The sequence below is a fragment of the Pseudomonas fluorescens genome, from assembly GCF_000968015.1.
In the GTDB taxonomy this organism is placed as follows: Bacteria; Pseudomonadota; Gammaproteobacteria; order Pseudomonadales; family Pseudomonadaceae; genus Aquipseudomonas; species Aquipseudomonas fluorescens_W.
Genome location: NZ_LACH01000034.1, coordinates 105,504 through 123,518 on the forward strand (window position 1 = coordinate 105,504; position 18,015 = coordinate 123,518).

The window sequence follows — 18,015 nt, forward strand, 5'->3', positions numbered from 1 at the left end:
CGGAGCTGGTTTTACGACTGCTGCGCAGTCGAACGGGGATAAATCCCCTCGCCACAACAGCCCCACACACAAAGGTGTGGGGTTGTGAATCAACGCTTGTCGCGGCGCTTTTTGTCGGCTTTCTTGTGGTGCGACATCATGCGACGCTTCTTGTTGACCTGACGGTCGGTGAGCGAGGTCTTGTTGCCTTCGTACGGGTTCTCGCCGCCCTTGAACTCGATGCGGATCGGCGTACCGACCAGCTTCAACACGCGACGGTAAGTGTTTTCCAGATAGCGCACGTAAGACTTCGGCACTTTCTCGATCTGGTTACCGTGAATCACGATGATCGGCGGGTTCGCACCACCCAAGTGGGCATAACGCAGCTTGATCCGACGGTTGTTGACCATCGGTGGCGCGTGCTCACCAACCGCATCTTCCAGAATCGTGGTCAGGCGGTTGGTTGGCCAGCGGGTGACCGCCGACTTGAACGAGTTCTGTACGGAGGCGTAGAGGTTGCCCACGCCCGTGCCGTGCAGGGCCGAGATGAAGTGAATGTCGGCGTAGTCAACGAAGAACAGTCGACGTTGCAGCTCGACCTTCACGAAGTCTCGCTCGCTCGGCGTCATGCCGTCCCACTTGTTGATCGCGATCACCAGCGCACGACCCGACTCAATGGCGAAGCCCAGCAGGTTGAGATCGTGATCGACCACGCCTTCGCGGGCGTCCATCACAAAGATCACAACGTTGGCGTCTTTGATCGCTTGCAGGGTTTTGACCACGGAGAATTTTTCGACTTCTTCGTGGATCTTGCCGCGCTTGCGCACACCGGCGGTGTCGATCAGCGTGTACTTCTCGTCGTTACGCTCGAACGGGATGTAGATACTGTCGCGGGTGGTGCCGGGCTCGTCATAGACGATTACCCGGTCTTCACCGAGCATGCGATTGACCAGGGTCGACTTGCCGACGTTCGGGCGGCCGATGATCGCGATCTTGATCCCGTCTTTTTCGCTAGGGCCAGGAATGCGCTTGGCTTCCTCGCCTTCGGCAACGATCTCTTCCTCGCCTTCTTCCAGCTCGTCATCGTCTTTCGGGAAGTCGCTGAGGGCGATTTCCAGCATCTGGGTGATGCCACGACCATGAGCACCGGCGATCGGAATCGCGTGGCCCATGCCCAACGGGGCGAATTCGGCGCGGGCCATTTCAGGGTCGATGTTGTCGACCTTGTTGGCAACCACGTAGGAACGCTTGTTACGTTTGCGCAAATGCTCGGCGATCATCTGGTCGGCGGCGGTGAAACCGGCCTTGGCATCTACCAGGAACAGAACGACATCGGCTTCTTCAATGGCCAGCAGCGACTGCTCGGCCATTTTTTCGTCCATACCGTGCTCGTCACCGGAGATACCGCCGGTGTCGACCAGAATGTAGGAACGCCCTTGCCACTTGGCCTCACCGTATTGGCGATCACGGGTCAGACCGGACAAGTCGCCAACGATGGCGTCACGGGTCCTGGTCAGGCGGTTGAACAAGGTGGACTTGCCGACGTTCGGTCGGCCCACCAGGGCGATTACGGGAACCATGCGGCTCTCCACTTCGTTATTTCAGAAAATACAAAAGCCGCTGCGAGGCAGCGGCTGGTGCTCGGGGCAGCGCTTGAGGGCGCTGCGAACCCCGTCGAACGGGGCTGCCTGGGGTTTAACCCCAAGCATAGTCAAACCTTTACTTAATGGTCAGGGCTTCCAGCTTGCCACTGTTGCCATACACATAAATCGTGTCACCCACCACCAGCGGACGGGCACGCAGGCCGTCGCTGTCGATGCGCTCGCGGCCGACGAAACGACCGTCCACCTGGCTCAGCAGATGCAGGTAACCTTCCATATCACCGACTGCAACATAGCTGGAGAACACTTCCGGAGCCGACAGTTGACGACGGGCCAGCGAATCGTTGCTCCACAAGGCTGTGGTGGAACGTTCGTCGACGCCTTCAACGGTGCCCGAAGACAGGCTCACGTAGACGTTGCCAAAACCCTGGGCGACACCGGCATAGCTGGAAGCATCACGCTGCCAGAGTTGACGACCGCTTTCCAGATCCAGTGCCGCAACGCGACCCTGATAGCTGGCGACATACAGCGTACCGCCGGACAGCAGCAGGCCGCCGTCGATATCGACAACGCGCTCCAGTTCCGAACGACCTTGTGGAATCGCTACACGTTGTTCCCATACCGGCACGCCGTTGGAAATATCGAGAGCGACCACTTTACCGGTCGACAGGCCAGCCACTGCGAGGCGGTTGGTGACGATCGGCGCACTGGTGCCGCGCAGGGTCAATACCGCCGGAGTACTGTCATACAACCAGCGCTGGGTGCCGGTAGCGGCATCCAGACCGATCAGACGGTCATCCTGAGTCTGAACTACAACGACATCACCGTTATTGGCCGGCGGTGCGAGGACTTCACTGGACACGCGAGCGCGCCATTTCTCTTCACCGTTGATGGCGTCCAGGGCAACGATTTCACCCTTGATCGTACCGATCAGGAGCAGACCGTAACTGACGCCGACAGCGCCGGAAACAGACAGTTCGAGATCTTTCTTCCATTTGACGTCGCCATTGCTGCGATCCATCGCCATCACCACGCCGGTGACGTCGGCGGCATAGATGGTATCGCCATCGATCGCCGGAACCAGCATGTTGTACGAATCGCCCTGACCGTCACCGATCGAACGACTCCACTGCTTTTGCAGAACCACTTCTTCTTTGAAGTCGGTCAACTCGGCCGGTGGCAGTTCTTTTTTGCTGTTGCTGCTGCAACCCGCGGCCAATATGGCCAGAGTCAGCAATGCTGCATGTTTCCAACGAATCACGTCACGCATCCCCTTTGGCCAGGTCGTCCAGCTTGATTTGTAGGCCACCCACTGCCGCTTCATCCGACAGTGCCGCCTTGGCTTTTTGATACGCCGCGTTCGCTTCGTCGGTACGACCCAACTGCACCAGCAGGTCGCCTTTGAGTTCTTCGCGAGTGGCCAGGAATGCTTTATCGGCATCGCCTTCGAGCAGTTTCAGGGCTTCATCGGCCTTGTTCTGCGCGGCCAGCACCTGCGCCAGGCGCTGACGGGCAATTTCGCCCAGCGCCGGGTTGGCCGGTTTGGCGACAATGGCTTTCAGCTCGCTGGCTGCGTCATCCAGCTTGCCGCTGTCGACCGCGACTTTTGCCACGAACAGGCTGCCGTACTGCGCGTAAGCGCTACCGCCGAACTCGCTGTTGAGCTTGCCGGCCAGGTCCGCAACACGGGCGGCATCAGGCTTGCCGTCTGGCGTCAGCGTGGTTTCCAGCAGTTGCTGATAGAGCATCGAGGCGCCTTGCGACTGATTGCTCTGATACTTGTGAAAGGCCTGCCAGCCGAACACGATGACCAGCGCCAACAGGCCGCCAGTGACCAGGGGCTTGCCGTTGCGTGTCCACCAGTCCTTCAAATCCGACAACTGTTCGTCTTCGGTACTCGACACCCCAATACTCCTTAATCGCTAAATCGGCTGTTTGACAGCTTCAACCCTGCACGACGCAGGTGGCCAGGTGTGCAGCAAGCGCATCCCAGGCAATGCTTTGTTGTTCGCCCTGGCCACGCAGGGGTTTGAAACCTACCATTTGCTGGGCCATTTCGTCGTCACCGAGGATCAGCGCGTACAACGCACCGCTCTTGTCGGCTTTCTTGAATTGGCTTTTGAAGCTGCCGGCGCCGGCATTCACTTGCAGGCGCAGGTTGGGCAATTGATCACGAACACGTTCACTCAGGGCCAGACCGGCCAGCTCTGCGGCTTCACCGAAGGCGCAGAGGTAGACGTCGACCTGACGGGAAATCTCTTCCGGGATCTGCTCCAGGGTTTCAAGCAACAGCACCAGGCGTTCGATGCCCATGGCGAAACCAACGCCAGGGGTCGGCTTGCCGCCCATCTGCTCCACCAGACCGTCGTAACGACCACCAGCACACACGGTGCCCTGGGCGCCCAGCTTGTCGGTGACCCATTCGAAAACGGTCTTGCTGTAGTAATCCAGCCCGCGAACCAGCTTCGGGTTGATCACGTAAGGAATGCCGGCGGCGTCCAGGCGAGCCTTGAGGCCTTCGAAGTGCACGCGGGATTCTTCGTCCAGGTAGTCGGCCATTTTCGGCGCGTCGACCAACACGGCTTGAGTGTCAGCGTTCTTGGTATCCAGAACCCGCAAAGGGTTGGTCTTCAGACGGCGCTGGCTGTCTTCGTCCAGCTTGTCCAGGCGGGCCGAGAGGAACTCGACCAGCGCTTCGCGATAACGACCGCGGGACTCGGCAGTGCCCAGGCTGTTGAGTTCGAGCTTGACCGCATCACGGATGCCCAGCTCGCCCCACAGACGCCAGGTCAGCACGATCAGCTCGGCGTCGATATCCGGACCGTCGAGGTTGAAGACTTCGCAACCGATCTGGTGGAACTGGCGATAACGGCCTTTCTGCGGACGTTCGTGGCGGAACATCGGGCCGATGTACCAGAGTTTCTGTACCTGACCGCCGCCGGTGATGCCGTGCTCAAGCACCGCACGCACGCAGGCCGCCGTGCCTTCAGGGCGCAGGGTCAGGGAGTCGCCGTTGCGGTCGTCGAAGGTGTACATCTCTTTTTCGACGATGTCGGTTACCTCACCGATGGAGCGCTTGAACAGCTCGGTGAACTCGACGATCGGCATGCGGATCTGCTTATAACCGTAGTTATCCAGCAAACGCGAGACGGTGCTTTCGAAATGACGCCACAGGGGAGTCTGCTCGGGCAGGATGTCGTTCATGCCACGTATGGCTTGCAGAGACTTGCTCACTATAAATCCTTAAATTCGTTCGGCTCTTCAGTCGGGCTCAGCCGCGGGCGATGACTGCCGCGTCAGCTTCGACCTTTTCGGCCGCTTTCTGGCGGATCAAGCGTTCAAGCTCATCCACCAGATTGTCATTCGTCAGTTTCTGCGACGGCTTGCCGTCGATGTAAATCAGGTTTGGTGTGCCACCGGTCAAGCCGATATGGGCTTCTTTGGCTTCACCCGGCCCGTTGACCACGCAACCGATGACTGCGACATCCAGCGGCACCAGCAGGTCTTCGAGGCGCCCTTCCAGCTCGTTCATGGTTTTGACCACATCAAAATTCTGCCGCGAGCAGCTCGGGCAGGCGATGAAGTTGATGCCACGGGAACGCAGATGCAGGGACTTGAGAATGTCGTAGCCGACTTTCACTTCCTCGACCGGGTCGGCCGCCAACGAGATGCGAATAGTATCGCCAATCCCTTCGGCGAGCAGCATACCGAGGCCCACGGCGGATTTCACCGTGCCTGAACGCAAACCACCGGCTTCGGTGATGCCCAGGTGCAGCGGCTGAACGATTTCCTTGGCCAGCAAGCGGTAAGCGGCGACGGCCATGAACACGTCAGAAGCTTTCACGCTGACCTTGAAGTCCTGGAAGTTCAGACGCTCAAGGTGCTCGACGTGACGCAGGGCAGACTCAACCAGCGCTGCCGGGGTCGGCTCGCCGTATTTCTTTTGCAGGTCTTTTTCCAGGGAACCGGCGTTCACGCCGATGCGGATCGGAATCCCGCGATCACGGGCGGCATCAACTACAGCACGCACGCGGTCTTCGCGACCGATGTTGCCCGGGTTGATGCGCAGGCAGTCAACGCCCAGTTCGGCTACGCGCAGAGCGATCTTGTAGTCGAAGTGGATGTCGGCGACCAAAGGTACTTTGACCAGTTTCTTGATCTTGCCGAAGGCTTCAGCGGCATCCATGTCGGGCACGGAAATTCGCACGATATCGACGCCAGCGGCTTCCAGACGATTGATCTGGGCCACGGTGGCGGCTACGTCATTGGTGTCGCTGTTGGTCATGCTCTGCACAGCGATAGGCGCATCGCCGCCAACGGGCACGTTACCGACCCAGATCTTGCGGGATTCGCGACGTTTGATTGGAGATTCGCCGTGCATGACTTATTGACCCAACTTCAGGCGAGCAGTCTCGCCACTGGTGAACGGAGCGACATCAACCACCTGCCCGTTGTAGCTGACCTGCGCGCCACGGGCGAAGCCCAGACGCACAGTAAACGGTGGCTTGCCGCTCACAGAAACGTTTTCGCCTTTGCGCTTGAGACCGCTCAACAGCACCTTGCCGGCGCCATCGGTCACTTGCGTCCAGCAATCGGCAGTGAATTGCAGTTGAACCTGGCCTTGGCCGCCAACCGGAGCCGCCGCTGCTGGAGCGGGAATGGTCGGAGTCACCGAAGCGGTTGCAGGCGGGGTCGATACAACAGGAGCCGTCGGGGCTGGCGCGGCCGGAGTCGCGACAACCGGAGCGGTGCTGTGGGCAGGTGCGACAGGCGTGGGCGCTGGCGCAACCTGTGCAGCAGGCGCAGTCGCTTCAGCTTCGGCCGGCGCTTCACTCGAATTCTCGGCTTGCGGCAACGCAAGAGCGGTTGTGCCTTCAGCCTGACCTTCCGCGACAGCCTGGTCTTCCGGCTCGTCCAGCGGATGGATCTGGGTGGTGCCGTCAGCGCCTTCGACTTCAACGTGTTCCGGGCTCAGGCTGGTCAGGTCTTTGGTGCGCAATGAGGTTTGATCCTGCCACCAGACAAAACCACCACCAATCACTGCGATCAGCAACAGCAGGCTGACAATTCGCAAAATGGTGTGGGAAACCCGAACCGGCTCTTCGATACGTCCCAGGCTATGAACGTTGCTGCCCTGGGAGTCGGTGCCGGTGGATTGGTCGAACTGTTGGACCAGTACGGCTTGATCCATGCCGAGCAATTTCGCGTAGGCGCGAATATAACCGCGAGCAAAGGTATGCCCAGGCAGCTTGTCGAAAGCGCCGGCTTCCAGATTGCTCAGGGAATTGACGGTGAGGTTGAGCTTGAGGGCCACTTCGGCCAGCGACCAGCCATTGCTTTCGCGAGCCTGGCGCAAAGTCTCACCGGGATTAACGCGATTCGCTGCTACAACTTCGGGATGCGCCGCTTTCATCATTGCTCCGACAGGTATTGCTGATATTCCGGCGTACCGGGATAGAGTCGTTTTAGTTGCAGGCCGAAACTGGCGGCCTTGTCGCGATCATCGAACACTTTTGCCAGCCGAACGCCGAGCAATAGACTACGTGCATTTTGCTCGGTGAGCAGGCTAAAACGATCGTAATAGTCACGCGCGGGCACATAATGCCTGTCTTCGAAGGACAACTCAGCCATTTCCAGTAATGCACGTGGCTGTTGGCGATTCAAACGCAGGGCTTTTTCCAGCTGCTGCTGGGCCAGATCACGCTGCCCCAGCTTCGAAGCGGTCATTCCGAGGCTCTCGAACACCCGCGAACGCTCAGGATACAAGGTATCGGCGGCGGCCTGTTCAAAGCGCTCGTAAGCTTCTTTGTAGCGTTTCTCTTCGAAAAGAAAACTGCCGTAGTTATTCAGGATTCGCGCATCGTTGGGGCGGGAAGACAGCGCCTTGCGAAAATGCTGATCCGCCAGCTCCGGCTCCATCTCTGCCTGGAATACCAGGCCCAGCGCAGCGTTGGCATCCGGATCCGCGTCATCCAGATCCAGCGCTTTCTTCAACGGTACTTTCGCCCGTTCGGTCATACCCTGCTGCAAGTACCCCAAGCCCAGCTGCACATAGGCAACGCGCGCCTCGTCGCGGCCCTTGCTGGTCTTCATCGGGTTGAAATCGCCCGACAGGACACAACCAGCACACAGGCTGGCCAACAGCAAAAGCAGCGCTAAGCGCAGGGACATAGAGATCCTCTCTTAATTATTGTTCGCAGCGTTCTGTGCGATATCGTTTTCGGCGCTTAACTCACGCACGGCGATATAACGCTCGCTGCGACGGGTGCGATCCAGCACCTGCCCTACCAATTGGCCACACGCGGCATCGATGTCTTCACCGCGGGTGGTGCGTACGGTGACATTGAAACCGGCATGGTGAAGCTGATCCTGGAAACGACGAATCGCGTTGTTGCTCGGGCGCTCGTAACCGGAATGCGGGAACGGGTTGAACGGAATCAGGTTGATCTTGCACGGGATGTTCTTGAGCAACTCGATCATTTCGACCGCGTGTTCGACCTTGTCGTTGATGTCCTTGAGCAACGTGTACTCAATGGTCAGCACGCGCTTCTCGCCCAGGGACGACATGTAGCGCTGGCACGACTCGAGCAGCATCTTAAGCGGATACTTCTTGTTGATCGGCACCAATTGGTTACGCAATGCGTCGTTCGGTGCGTGCAGGGACAACGCCAGGGAGACGTCGATGTGCTTGGACAGCTCATCGATCATCGGCACCACACCCGAGGTAGACAGGGTTACACGGCGCTTGGAGATCCCGTAGCCCAGGTCATCCATCATCAGATGCATGGCAGCCACGACGTTGTCGAAGTTCAGCAGCGGCTCACCCATGCCCATCATCACCACGTTGGTGATGGCACGGTCGGCGGTCGCCGGGATGCTGCCGAACGATTTATTGGCAATCCACACCTGGCCGATGACTTCGGCGGCAGTGAGGTTGCTGTTGAATCCTTGCTTGCCGGTGGAGCAGAAACTGCAATCCAGGGCACAGCCTGCCTGGGACGAAACGCACAAAGTGCCGCGTTTGCCCTGGGGAATGTACACGGTCTCGACGCAGCTGCCGGACGCCACGCGCACCACCCACTTACGGGTGCCGTCGGTGGAGATGTCCTCGCTGACCACTTCAGGACCACGAACCTCGGCAATAACCTTGAGCTTGTCGCGCAAGGCCTTGCTGACGTTCGTCATGGCGTCGAAATCATCGACGCCAAGGTGGTGAATCCATTTCATTACCTGACCGGCACGGAAACGCTTCTCCCCGATTGAGTCGAAGAATTTTTCCATTTCCTGTTGAGTCAGACCCAGCAGGTTGGTTTTTACAGTCGATGTAGTCATGGATTCACCTTCACTCTTAAGCCAATGCTTAGCGAGTGGTTACTTCAGTAGCTGCGAAGAAGTACGAGATTTCGCGAGCAGCAGCGGCTTCGGAGTCCGAACCGTGTACAGCGTTGGCGTCGATGGAATCAGCGAAGTCAGCGCGGATGGTACCGGCAGCAGCTTCTTTAGGGTTGGTAGCGCCCATCAGCTCACGGTTCAGAGCGATAGCGTTTTCGCCTTCCAGAACCTGAACGACAACCGGACCGGAGATCATGAAAGCAACCAGGTCGTTGAAGAAACCACGAGCGCTGTGCTCAGCGTAGAAGCCTTCAGCTTCAGCTTTGGACAGTTGCTTCAGTTTCGAAGCTACAACGCGCAGGCCAGCTTTTTCGAAACGAGTGGTGATCTCGCCGATAACGTTTTTTGCAACAGCGTCAGGCTTGATGATGGAGAAAGTACGTTGAACAGCCATGGTGTAACTCCAGAAACGGTAATTTGCGAAAAATTAAACCCGCGAATTATACGCGGGTTCTTTGGTATTGCCTAACTGCGTACGGCGCAGACTCAGTCTGCTTCTTCGATCCAGGCGGCCTGAATGGCTTCAAGCACCTTCTCGCCACCGCGGGTCGGATCATCACTGAACTCCGGCAATGCCAGCACCCATTGGTGCAGATCGACGAAGTTCACATAACGCGGATCCACATCCGGCTTGGATTCAGCCAGCTGGATCGCGATTTCCAGCACATCAACCCATTTCAGACTCATTTCAGTTCCTTGAATCAGTGCGGCGCTTCGGCCGCATGGTTGAGCGAGTATTTCGGAATTTCGATAGTCAGGTCTTCATTTGCGACGATCGCCTGACAGCCTAGACGCGATTGCGCCTCCAGACCCCAGGCACGATCCAGAAAGTCTTCTTCCAGCTCGTCCGCCTCTTCCAGCGAGTCAAAGCCTTCACGAATGATGCAATGACAGGTGGTGCAGGCGCAGACGCCGCCACAGGCGCTTTCCATCTCGATATGGTGTTCGTGGGCCAGTTCGAGAATGGATGTGCCAGGCTCAGCCTCCACAACCATACCTTCCGGGCAGAACTTCTCGTGTGGCAGAAAAATGACCTGCGGCATCGTTATTCCTCAATCTCATTCAGGTTGCGCCCCGCCAGAGCGGCTTTCACCGTCGAGTCCAGGCGGCGGGCAGCAAAGGCGTCGGTCACTTGCGACAGACGTTTGGTCTGCTGCTCGATGGCGTAACCATCGGTGCCTTTCATCAATTCGGTCAGTTCCTGCATCTGCAATTCGATGACCATGCGCTCTTCGGCGTCGAGCAAACGCTCGCCATCGACATCGAGGGCGCCCTGCACCGCTTCGATCAGGCGCTGGGCATCGACCTGCTGTTCACGCAACACTCGAGCGACCTTGTCGTCGTTGGCATGCTGGAACGAGTCCTTGAGCATTTTGGCGATTTCGCCATCCGTCAGACCGTAGGACGGCTTGACCTGGATGCTGGCCTCAATACCCGAGCCCAGTTCGCGGGCAGAAACACTGAGCAGACCGTCGGCATCGACCTGGAAGGTCACGCGAATCTTCGCCGCACCGGCCACCATCGCCGGAATGCCGCGCAATTCGAAGCGCGCCAGGGAACGGCAGTCGCTGATCAGCTCGCGCTCGCCCTGCAGTACGTGGATCGCCATGGCCGACTGGCCATCTTTATAAGTCGTGAAGTCCTGAGCGCGGGCGACAGGGATGGTGGTGTTGCGTGGAATCACCTTCTCCATCAGGCCGCCCATGGTTTCCAGCCCCAGGGACAACGGAATCACGTCAAGCAACAGCAACTCATCGCCATCACGCTTGTTGCCAGCCAGAGTATCGGCCTGGATCGCGGCACCAATGGCCACCACTTGATCCGGATCGATTTCGGTCAGCGGCTCGCGACCGAAGGCTTCAGCGACCGCTTCGCGAACGCGAGGCACACGAGTCGAACCACCGACCATGACCACTGCGTGCACTTCTTCCAGCTCGATGCCGGAATCACGAACAGCGCGGCGACAGGCTTTCAGGCTGCGAGCAACCATAGGCTCGATCAGCGCATTGAAGGCTTCACGGGTCAGCTCGGCTTTCCAGTCGCCATAAGCGACTTCAACGGACGAGGCATTGGTCAGGGCTTCTTTGGCCGCACAAGCGGTTTGCAGCAGATGGCGTTGCGCACCTGGATCGAGGTCGGCGGACAGACCGGCGCTCTCGATGATCCAGCCAGCGATTGCGTGGTCGAAGTCATCGCCGCCCAGCGCGCTGTCGCCGCCGGTAGCCAAAACCTCAAACACACCGCCGGTCAGGCGCAGAATCGAAATATCGAAGGTGCCGCCACCCAGGTCATAAATAGCGACCAGGCCTTCAGCATGCTGATCCAGACCGTAAGCAACAGCGGCAGCGGTCGGCTCATTGAGCAGACGCAGCACATTAAGACCGGCCAGTTTGGCCGCATCCTTGGTGGCTTGACGCTGAGCATCGTCGAAATAGGCCGGAACGGTGATCACCGCGCCTACCAGTTCGCCACCCAACGTCGCTTCGGCGCGCTGACGCAACACCTTGAGGATATCGGCAGAGACTTCGACCGGGCTTTTCGGGCCCTGGATCGTGTCGATGAACGGCATGTGCGATTCGCCGCCGACAAAGCGGTACGGCAGTTGATCGCCCAATTGCTTGACGTCGGACAGACCACGACCCATCAAGCGCTTGACCGACAGCACGGTGTTCAAAGGATCGGTGGCGGCAGCCAGCTTGGCCGACTCGCCGACTTCAACGCGGTCCGCGTGGTAGCGCACGGCAGACGGCAGGATGACCTGCCCGTCTGCGTCAGCCAGAGGTTCGGAAAGACCACTGCGCAACGCAGCGACCAGCGAATTGGTAGTACCCAAGTCGATCCCCACAGCCAGACGACGCTGGTGCGGTTGAGGACTTTGGCCGGGTTCGGCGATCTGCAGTAGGGCCATCGTTATCAGGACTTATCTGTATATCAGGCGTGCGACCGGAGCGGCACTGGGTTAATCGTCGAGGCGCTCTTCTAACTGGCGCACTTCGTAGGTGAGCTTGTCGAGGAACTGCATGCGCCGCATCAGGCGTTCGGCCTGTTCACGTTGCGCTGCATCATCCCAACAGGCTGCGAAGCTTTCGTTCAGTTCATCCTGCGCAGTCTTCAGGCGACGCTTGAACACTGCAACACCCGCCAGATCGGCGCTGTCTTGCAGGTCTTCGAGCTCTTCACGCAGCTCCATCTGCTGCAGAAGAAACTCCGGATCATGCACCGTGACCTCCAGCGGCAGCTCGCGGCCGCCCATGGCGAGCAAGTAACGCGCGCGCTTTGGGGGACTTTTGAGCGTCTGATAGGCCTCGTTGAGGCTCGCGGATTGCTCTAGCGCCAGCCGCTGCTCGCGCTCGGAAGCGTCTGCAAAGCGGTCCGGATGAACACCGCGCGCCAACTCACGATAGCGCGTGGCCAACTGATCGAGATCCAGACGGAAGCTCGGTTTCAGCTCAAATAAAGCGAAATGACAAGGAGTACCCACGCGCAGCCTCAGATGTTGAAGCTTTCGCCGCAGCCACATTCACCGCGCACGTTGGGATTGTTGAACTTGAAGCCTTCGTTCAACCCTTCCTTGACGAAATCGAGTTCGGTGCCGTCCAGGTAGGCCAGGCTTTTCGGGTCGATGATCACTTTCTCGCCGTGACTTTCGAACACCTGATCCTCTGCAACCACCTCGTCGACAAACTCCAGCACGTAGGCAAGGCCGGAACAGCCCGTGGTGCGAACACCCAGACGAATCCCTTCACCTTTGCCGCGCCCGTTGAGGGAGCGTCGCACGTGTTGAGCAGCCGCTTCTGTCATGCTGATAGCCATCGGTGACTCCTTACTCGTCGCCAAATCTTGAAAGTCAGATCAAGCCTTTCTTCTGCTTGTAGTCGCGAACGGCCGCTTTGATAGCGTCTTCAGCAAGTACGGAGCAGTGAATTTTTACTGGCGGCAGAGCCAGTTCTTCGGCCAACTGAGTGTTTTTGATGGTCTCTGCTTCATCCAGAGTCTTGCCTTTCATCCACTCGGTCGCCAGGGAGCTGGAGGCGATAGCCGAACCGCAACCGTAGGTCTTGAACTTGGCGTCTTCGATGATGCCTTGCTCGTTGACCTTGATCTGCAGGCGCATCACATCGCCGCACGCCGGAGCGCCGACCATGCCGGTGCCGACATCAGGGTCTTCCGCGTCCATCTTGCCGACGTTGCGCGGGTTCTCGTAGTGGTCGATGACCTTTTCGCTGTAAGCCATGATTCTTAATCCTCACTCATCAGAGAGTCGCTCTTGAGCCCTGAAAACCTGCGTCTTGCAGGGCCGGTTTGCGGCGACTTGAAATCAGTGTGCCGCCCACTCGATTTTCGAAATGTCGACACCGTCTTTGTACATGTCCCACAGCGGCGACAGAGTGCGCAGCTTGGTAACGGCCTCGCAGACTTTCTGCGCGGCGTAGTCGATTTCTTCTTCGGTGGTGAAACGGCCGAAGGTGAAGCGAATCGAGCTGTGTGCCAGTTCGTCGTTGCGGCCCAGGGCGCGCAGTACGTACGAAGGCTCAAGGGAAGCCGAGGTGCAGGCCGAACCGGACGAAACCGCCAGATCCTTGAGCGCCATGATCAGCGACTCGCCTTCAACGTAGTTGAAGCTCAGGTTCAGGTTGTGCGGAACGCGGGCGGTCATGCTGCCGTTGATGTACAGCTCTTCCAGGCCTTCGACCTGCTTGAAGAAACGGTCGCTCAAGGCCTTGATACGGATGTTCTCGGCAGCCATGTCTTCCTTGGCTACGCGGAAGGCTTCGCCCATGCCGACGATCTGGTGGGTCGCCAGGGTGCCGGAACGCATGCCACGTTCGTGACCGCCGCCGTGCATGGTCGCTTCGATGCGAACACGCGGCTTGCGGCTCACGTACAGTGCGCCGATGCCTTTAGGGCCGTAGGTTTTGTGGGCAGAGAACGACATCATGTCGACTTTCAGCTTCGACAGGTCGATATCGACCTTGCCGGTGGACTGAGCAGCGTCGACGTGGAACAGGATGCCCTTGGAACGGGTCAGTTCGCCGATGGCTGCGATGTCGTTGATGGTGCCGATTTCGTTGTTCACGTGCATGACCGAAACCAGGATGGTGTCGTCGCGCAGGGCGGCTTCGATCATCTCTGGAGTGACCAGACCATCAGTGCGAGGCTCGATGTAGGTGACTTCGAAGCCTTCACGCTCCAGTTGGCGCATGGTGTCGAGGACAGCCTTGTGCTCAATCTTGGTGGTGATCAGGTGTTTGCCTTTGGTGGCATAGAAATGCGCCGCACCCTTGATTGCCAGGTTGTCGGACTCGGTGGCACCGGAGGTCCAGACGATTTCACGCGGGTCGGCGTTGACCAGGTCAGCGACCTGACGACGAGCGTTTTCGACGGACTCTTCAGCTTTCCAGCCGAACACGTGAGAACGGGACGCCGGGTTACCGAAGTTTCCGTCAACCAGCAGGCATTCACTCATTTTTTGCGCTACACGCGGATCAACCGGGGTGGTCGCAGAGTAATCAAGGTAAATCGGCAATTTCATGGACTATCTCCTAAATCAGGCTGGCTGGCGTGCCGCTAGCTCTTTGGCTGTCATTCGACGGCGGACGCTTCAATCTTGTCCAGGCGCGGCGCTTTGCTGTTGCAACGGCGCTGATCCTGACGCTGGGCTACTTCTTGTACCTCACGGCGAGTGACAAGGTCAGCCAAGCTGATACCGCTGAGAAATTCGTGAATCTGCAGGCTCAGATCGCACCACAAGTGGTGGGTCAGACAGGTGTCGCCTTGATGGCAATCACCCTGGCCCTGGCATTTGGTGGCATCGACCGATTCGTTCACCGCATCGATCACCTGAGCGACCTGGATACCCTGCATGTCGCGCGACAGCTGATAGCCGCCGCCCGGACCACGGACGCTGGACACCAGATTGCTGCGGCGCAATTTGGCGAAGAGCTGTTCGAGGTAGGACAGGGAGATGCCTTGGCGCTCGGAGATATCGGCCAGGGACACCGGCCCGTGCTGCGCGTGCAACGCCAGGTCAAGCATGGCGGTCACGGCGTATCGGCCTTTTGTAGTCAGTCGCATGGACAATTACCACGGAGTTCGGAATGGGGCGAGTATGCAATTCCCGAGTGTTTAAGTCAACTATAAGACCTAGTACTTTAGTCAGGATTACCCGCAAAAGAGCGGGCGCATCATAGCAAAGGCTGGGCGGTTACAGCCAGCAATACCGAGTCATCGCTCTTCGCGAGCAGGCTCACTCCTACAGGGAAACGCATTTCAAATGTAGGAGTGAGCCTGCTCGCGATTGAAGTCGACTCGGTTTAGCTGGCCTTGCTTTCATCCTTATCCTTGACGCAGGCGAAGTCTTCTTCGCGCAACTCAGGCAGATCCTTGGCGCAATAGTTGCTGCCCAGGTCCTTCAGCGCCCCGCACATCCCCTCCAGACGGCCATCAACCGCCTGCAAATGATCGAGCAACTGATTGATGGCACGCGCCACCGGGTCCGGCATGTCTTCGCCAACACCGTAGGCATCGAAACCGATCTTCTCGGCCATGGCCTTGCGCTTGGCGTCCTGCTCTTCATCGGATTTGACGATGATCCGCCCCGGAATACCAACCACTGTCGCCCCGGCTGGCACAGCCTTGGTCACCACGGCGTTGGAACCGACCTTCGCGCCAGCGCCGACCGTAAACGGACCAAGCACCTTGGCACCCGCGCCGACCACAACCCCATCTTCAAGCGTCGGGTGACGCTTGCCCTTGTTCCAGCTGGTGCCACCCAGGGTCACACCCTGATAAAGGGTGACGTCGTTGCCGATCTCAGCAGTCTCACCGATGACGATGCCCATGCCATGGTCGATAAAGAAGCGACGACCGACCTTGGCGCCCGGATGAATCTCGATCCCGGTCAACCAGCGACCGAAGTTCGACACCAGTCGCGCCAGCCACTTCCAGCCCATGCCCCACAGGGCTGACGACAGGCGATGGATCCAGATGGCGTGCATGCCCGGGTAGCACGTCAGAACTTCAAAAGCGTTGCGCGCTGCCGGATCACGATGGAAAACACTCTGGATATCTTCACGCAAACGCTCGAACATTTTTAATCCTTCCGCTTAAGAAGCTCACCACGGGCCGCTTTCTGGGTTTCCGTGAGGATGCCACGCAATATATTCATTTCCGCCCGGCTGACCGAGCTGCGTCCGTACAACCGGCGCAGGCGCGCCATCAAGTGCCGTGGCTTTTCCGGATCGAGAAACTCAATGGCCACCAGGGTTTGCTCCAGGTGCTCATAGAATCGCTCCAGCTCATCCATGGTCGCCAGCTCACCACTTTTGGTGGACGCCACTTCATCCTTCTCGATCTTGCTCGGTTGACCTTGGGCCGCGAGCCAGGACATACGCACTTCATAACTCAACACCTGCACCGCCGCCCCAAGGTTCAGCGAACTGAACCCAGGGTCTGATGGGATGTGCACGTGATAGTGACATCGCTGCAGCTCTTCATTGGTCAGGCCGGAATCTTCACGACCAAAGACCAAGGCAATCTCGGCTCCCGACGCAGCTTCCTCGACCACTTTCACTCCGCATTCACGGGGATCGAGCAACGGCCAGGGAATGCGACGGTCACGGGCGCTGGTGCCGAGCACCAAATTGCAGCCAACCAAGGCATCTTCCAAGGTGGCGACGACTTGCGCGTTTTCAAGGATGTCACCGGCACCTGAAGCACGAGCATCGGCTTCGTGATGCGGGAACAACCTCGGTTCGACCAGCACCAGCCGCGACAGGCCCATGTTCTTCATGGCACGCGCAGCCCCGCCGATATTCCCGGGATGGCTGGTATTGACCAGGACGACACGAATGTTTTGCAGCAAGGGAGGCGCTCTCGAACACAATAATGGGGAGCAGAATCTTACAGCTCAACCTACCGTTAAGCTATGAAAGCGAACACTGACCTTCACCTGTAGAAAAGTTCTGATAGAATGCCCGGCTTTCTTTAACAACCTTAGGTGACACATCCATGCAGCCCATGCTGAATATCGCGCTGCGCGCCGCCCGCAGCGCCAGTGAATTGATCTTCCGCTCCATCGAGCGCCTGGATACCATCAAGGTCGACGAAAAAGACGCCAAGGATTACGTATCCGAGGTGGATCGCGCCGCCGAACAGAAAATCATCGACGCGCTGCGCAAGGCCTACCCTACCCACGGCATTCTCGGCGAAGAAACCGGCATGCACCCGGGCAGCGGCGAAGGCGAAGACTACCTGTGGATCATCGACCCACTGGACGGCACCACCAACTTCCTGCGCGGCATTCCACACTTCGCTGTCAGCATCGCCTGCAAATACCGCGGTCGCCTGGAACACGCTGTTGTTCTGGACCCGGTTCGCCAGGAAGAATTCACCGCCAGCCGTGGTCGCGGCGCCCAACTGAACGGTCGTCGTCTGCGCGTCAGCGGCCGCACCAGCCTGGATGGCGCCCTGCTGGGTACCGGCTTCCCGTTCCGCGATGACCAGATGGACAACCTCGACAACTACCTGGGCATGTTCCGCGCCCTGGTTGGCCAGACTGCCGGCATCCGCCGCGCTGGCTCGGCGAGCCTGGACCTGGCTTACGTAGCGGCCGGCCGTTTCGACGCCTTCTGGGAGTCGGGCCTGTCCGAGTGGGACATGGCTGCAGGCGCCCTGCTGATTCAGGAAGCAGGCGGCCTGGTGAGCGACTTCACCGGCGGTCACGACTTCCTTGAGAAAGGCCACGTCGTTGCCGGCAACACCAAATGCTTCAAAGCAGTACTGACGGCCATCCAGCCGCACCTGCCGGCCTCGCTGAAACGCTAAGCGAGCAGCCACAAAAAAGCACCCCTCGGGGTGCTTTTTTTATGCCTGGAATTTGCCCCTGCCACACCACAGACCCAATGTAGGAGTGAGCCTGCTCGCGATAGCAATCTATCATTCGAAATAGGTGGTGACTGATATATCGCTATCGCGAGCAGGCTCACTCCTACAGGGGGTTTGCTGTGTCGCTTAAATTGCGGGCATCGGCATAGGGGACGGC

At 58.7% G+C, this 18,015-nt stretch carries 20 protein-coding genes; 1 reads left to right on the forward strand and 19 read right to left on the reverse strand.

Translation table 11 applies throughout. From position 1 onward, the window contains the following. Window positions 1-89: 89 nt before the first annotated feature. The 19 genes from der to trmJ all read right to left on the reverse strand — a co-directional run bounded on the left by der (window position 90) and on the right by trmJ (window position 16,836). On the reverse strand, window positions 90-1,559 hold the full coding sequence (gene der / locus VD17_RS16375) for a ribosome biogenesis GTPase Der (RefSeq protein WP_008147761.1): 1,470 nt from the start codon (window positions 1,557-1,559) through the stop codon (window positions 90-92). Window positions 1,560-1,698: 139 nt separating this feature from the next. Then, window positions 1,699-2,850, reverse strand: coding sequence for an outer membrane protein assembly factor BamB (gene bamB, locus VD17_RS16380; protein ID WP_046054688.1), 1,152 nt, complete (start codon window positions 2,848-2,850; stop codon window positions 1,699-1,701). Next, window positions 2,843-3,484 carry a tetratricopeptide repeat protein gene (locus VD17_RS16385; protein WP_033061474.1) on the reverse strand — a complete coding sequence of 214 codons (642 nt, stop codon included), beginning with the start codon at window positions 3,482-3,484 and terminating at the stop codon, window positions 2,843-2,845. The genes bamB and VD17_RS16385 overlap by 8 nt, the downstream gene beginning before the upstream one ends. A 40-nt stretch (window positions 3,485-3,524) precedes the next feature. After that, window positions 3,525-4,814, reverse strand: a complete 1,290-nt coding sequence (gene hisS / locus VD17_RS16390; RefSeq protein WP_046054689.1) for a histidine--tRNA ligase — start codon at window positions 4,812-4,814, stop codon at window positions 3,525-3,527. 37 nt (window positions 4,815-4,851) lie between these two features. Next, window positions 4,852-5,961 (reverse strand): flavodoxin-dependent (E)-4-hydroxy-3-methylbut-2-enyl-diphosphate synthase, encoded by a 1,110-nt coding sequence (gene ispG, locus VD17_RS16395; RefSeq protein ID WP_008147751.1) that lies wholly within the window; start codon window positions 5,959-5,961, stop codon window positions 4,852-4,854. A 3-nt stretch (window positions 5,962-5,964) separates the two neighbouring features. Then, window positions 5,965-6,993, reverse strand: coding sequence for a RodZ domain-containing protein (locus tag VD17_RS16400; protein ID WP_046054690.1), 1,029 nt, complete (start codon window positions 6,991-6,993; stop codon window positions 5,965-5,967). Further along, window positions 6,993-7,751: a type IV pilus biogenesis/stability protein PilW gene (pilW, locus tag VD17_RS16405; protein ID WP_046054691.1), complete on the reverse strand. Its 759-nt coding sequence runs from the start codon at window positions 7,749-7,751 to the stop codon at window positions 6,993-6,995. Before pilW ends, VD17_RS16400 begins: the two co-directional genes overlap by 1 nt. 12 nt (window positions 7,752-7,763) lie before the next feature. Then, window positions 7,764-8,912 carry a 23S rRNA (adenine(2503)-C(2))-methyltransferase RlmN gene (rlmN, locus tag VD17_RS16410; protein WP_046054692.1) on the reverse strand — a complete coding sequence of 383 codons (1,149 nt, stop codon included), beginning with the start codon at window positions 8,910-8,912 and terminating at the stop codon, window positions 7,764-7,766. Window positions 8,913-8,940: 28 nt separating this feature from the next. Next, window positions 8,941-9,366, reverse strand: coding sequence for a nucleoside-diphosphate kinase (ndk, locus tag VD17_RS16415; RefSeq protein ID WP_007903599.1), 426 nt, complete (start codon window positions 9,364-9,366; stop codon window positions 8,941-8,943). A 92-nt stretch (window positions 9,367-9,458) separates the two neighbouring features. Then, the gene (gene iscX, locus VD17_RS16420; RefSeq protein ID WP_007941386.1) at window positions 9,459-9,659 is read right to left on the reverse strand and encodes a Fe-S cluster assembly protein IscX; all 201 of its coding nucleotides are present in this window, start codon (window positions 9,657-9,659) and stop codon (window positions 9,459-9,461) included. Between the two features lie 14 nt (window positions 9,660-9,673). Beyond that, window positions 9,674-10,015: an ISC system 2Fe-2S type ferredoxin gene (gene fdx, locus VD17_RS16425; RefSeq protein ID WP_046054693.1), complete on the reverse strand. Its 342-nt coding sequence runs from the start codon at window positions 10,013-10,015 to the stop codon at window positions 9,674-9,676. Between the two features lie 2 nt (window positions 10,016-10,017). Then, complete coding sequence (gene hscA, locus VD17_RS16430) at window positions 10,018-11,880, reverse strand: Fe-S protein assembly chaperone HscA (RefSeq protein ID WP_046054694.1); 1,863 nt, start codon at window positions 11,878-11,880, stop codon at window positions 10,018-10,020. A 51-nt stretch (window positions 11,881-11,931) separates the two neighbouring features. Beyond that, window positions 11,932-12,453: a co-chaperone HscB gene (gene hscB, locus VD17_RS16435; protein ID WP_008070981.1), complete on the reverse strand. Its 522-nt coding sequence runs from the start codon at window positions 12,451-12,453 to the stop codon at window positions 11,932-11,934. 8 nt (window positions 12,454-12,461) lie between these two features. After that, window positions 12,462-12,785, reverse strand: a complete 324-nt coding sequence (gene iscA / locus VD17_RS16440; RefSeq protein ID WP_007903589.1) for an iron-sulfur cluster assembly protein IscA — start codon at window positions 12,783-12,785, stop codon at window positions 12,462-12,464. A 34-nt stretch (window positions 12,786-12,819) separates the two neighbouring features. Beyond that, window positions 12,820-13,206, reverse strand: a complete 387-nt coding sequence (iscU, locus tag VD17_RS16445) for a Fe-S cluster assembly scaffold IscU (RefSeq protein WP_003443374.1) — start codon at window positions 13,204-13,206, stop codon at window positions 12,820-12,822. 84 nt (window positions 13,207-13,290) lie between these two features. After that, window positions 13,291-14,505, reverse strand: a complete 1,215-nt coding sequence (locus tag VD17_RS16450) for an IscS subfamily cysteine desulfurase (protein WP_046054695.1) — start codon at window positions 14,503-14,505, stop codon at window positions 13,291-13,293. A 50-nt stretch (window positions 14,506-14,555) separates the two neighbouring features. After that, on the reverse strand, window positions 14,556-15,047 hold the full coding sequence (gene iscR / locus VD17_RS16455; protein ID WP_007903581.1) for a Fe-S cluster assembly transcriptional regulator IscR: 492 nt from the start codon (window positions 15,045-15,047) through the stop codon (window positions 14,556-14,558). 239 nt (window positions 15,048-15,286) lie between these two features. Beyond that, window positions 15,287-16,063 carry a serine O-acetyltransferase gene (gene cysE / locus VD17_RS16460; protein WP_046054696.1) on the reverse strand — a complete coding sequence of 259 codons (777 nt, stop codon included), beginning with the start codon at window positions 16,061-16,063 and terminating at the stop codon, window positions 15,287-15,289. A gap of 2 nt (window positions 16,064-16,065) precedes the next feature. Next, entirely contained in the window at window positions 16,066-16,836 is a 771-nt protein-coding gene (trmJ, locus tag VD17_RS16465) for a tRNA (cytosine(32)/uridine(32)-2'-O)-methyltransferase TrmJ (RefSeq protein WP_046054697.1), read from the reverse strand. Window positions 16,837-16,982: 146 nt separating this feature from the next. Between trmJ and suhB the strand changes: the two genes are divergently transcribed. Further along, window positions 16,983-17,798 carry a type III secretion system regulator SuhB gene (gene suhB / locus VD17_RS16470; RefSeq protein WP_033061458.1) on the forward strand — a complete coding sequence of 272 codons (816 nt, stop codon included), beginning with the start codon at window positions 16,983-16,985 and terminating at the stop codon, window positions 17,796-17,798. Window positions 17,799-18,015 lie beyond the last annotated feature (217 nt).

Excerpts from the sequence above, each read along its gene's own strand:
- der (WP_008147761.1), bottom strand. The coding sequence starts at position 1,559 with ATGGTTCCCGTAATCGCCCTGGTGGGCCGACCGAACGTCGGCAAGTCC.
- bamB (WP_046054688.1), bottom strand. The coding sequence starts at position 2,850 with ATGCGTGACGTGATTCGTTGGAAACATGCAGCATTGCTGACTCTGGCC.
- ispG (WP_008147751.1), bottom strand. The coding sequence starts at position 5,961 with ATGCACGGCGAATCTCCAATCAAACGTCGCGAATCCCGCAAGATCTGG.
- VD17_RS16400 (WP_046054690.1), bottom strand. The coding sequence starts at position 6,993 with ATGAAAGCGGCGCATCCCGAAGTTGTAGCAGCGAATCGCGTTAATCCC.
- pilW (WP_046054691.1), bottom strand. The coding sequence starts at position 7,751 with ATGTCCCTGCGCTTAGCGCTGCTTTTGCTGTTGGCCAGCCTGTGTGCT.
- rlmN (WP_046054692.1), bottom strand. The coding sequence starts at position 8,912 with ATGACTACATCGACTGTAAAAACCAACCTGCTGGGTCTGACTCAACAG.
- ndk (WP_007903599.1), bottom strand. The coding sequence starts at position 9,366 with ATGGCTGTTCAACGTACTTTCTCCATCATCAAGCCTGACGCTGTTGCA.
- iscX (WP_007941386.1), bottom strand. The coding sequence starts at position 9,659 with ATGAGTCTGAAATGGGTTGATGTGCTGGAAATCGCGATCCAGCTGGCT.
- fdx (WP_046054693.1), bottom strand. The coding sequence starts at position 10,015 with ATGCCGCAGGTCATTTTTCTGCCACACGAGAAGTTCTGCCCGGAAGGT.
- hscA (WP_046054694.1), bottom strand. The coding sequence starts at position 11,880 with ATGGCCCTACTGCAGATCGCCGAACCCGGCCAAAGTCCTCAACCGCAC.
- iscA (WP_007903589.1), bottom strand. The coding sequence starts at position 12,785 with ATGGCTATCAGCATGACAGAAGCGGCTGCTCAACACGTGCGACGCTCC.
- iscU (WP_003443374.1), bottom strand. The coding sequence starts at position 13,206 with ATGGCTTACAGCGAAAAGGTCATCGACCACTACGAGAACCCGCGCAAC.
- VD17_RS16450 (WP_046054695.1), bottom strand. The coding sequence starts at position 14,505 with ATGAAATTGCCGATTTACCTTGATTACTCTGCGACCACCCCGGTTGAT.
- iscR (WP_007903581.1), bottom strand. The coding sequence starts at position 15,047 with ATGCGACTGACTACAAAAGGCCGATACGCCGTGACCGCCATGCTTGAC.
- cysE (WP_046054696.1), bottom strand. The coding sequence starts at position 16,063 with ATGTTCGAGCGTTTGCGTGAAGATATCCAGAGTGTTTTCCATCGTGAT.
- suhB (WP_033061458.1), top strand. The coding sequence starts at position 16,983 with ATGCAGCCCATGCTGAATATCGCGCTGCGCGCCGCCCGCAGCGCCAGT.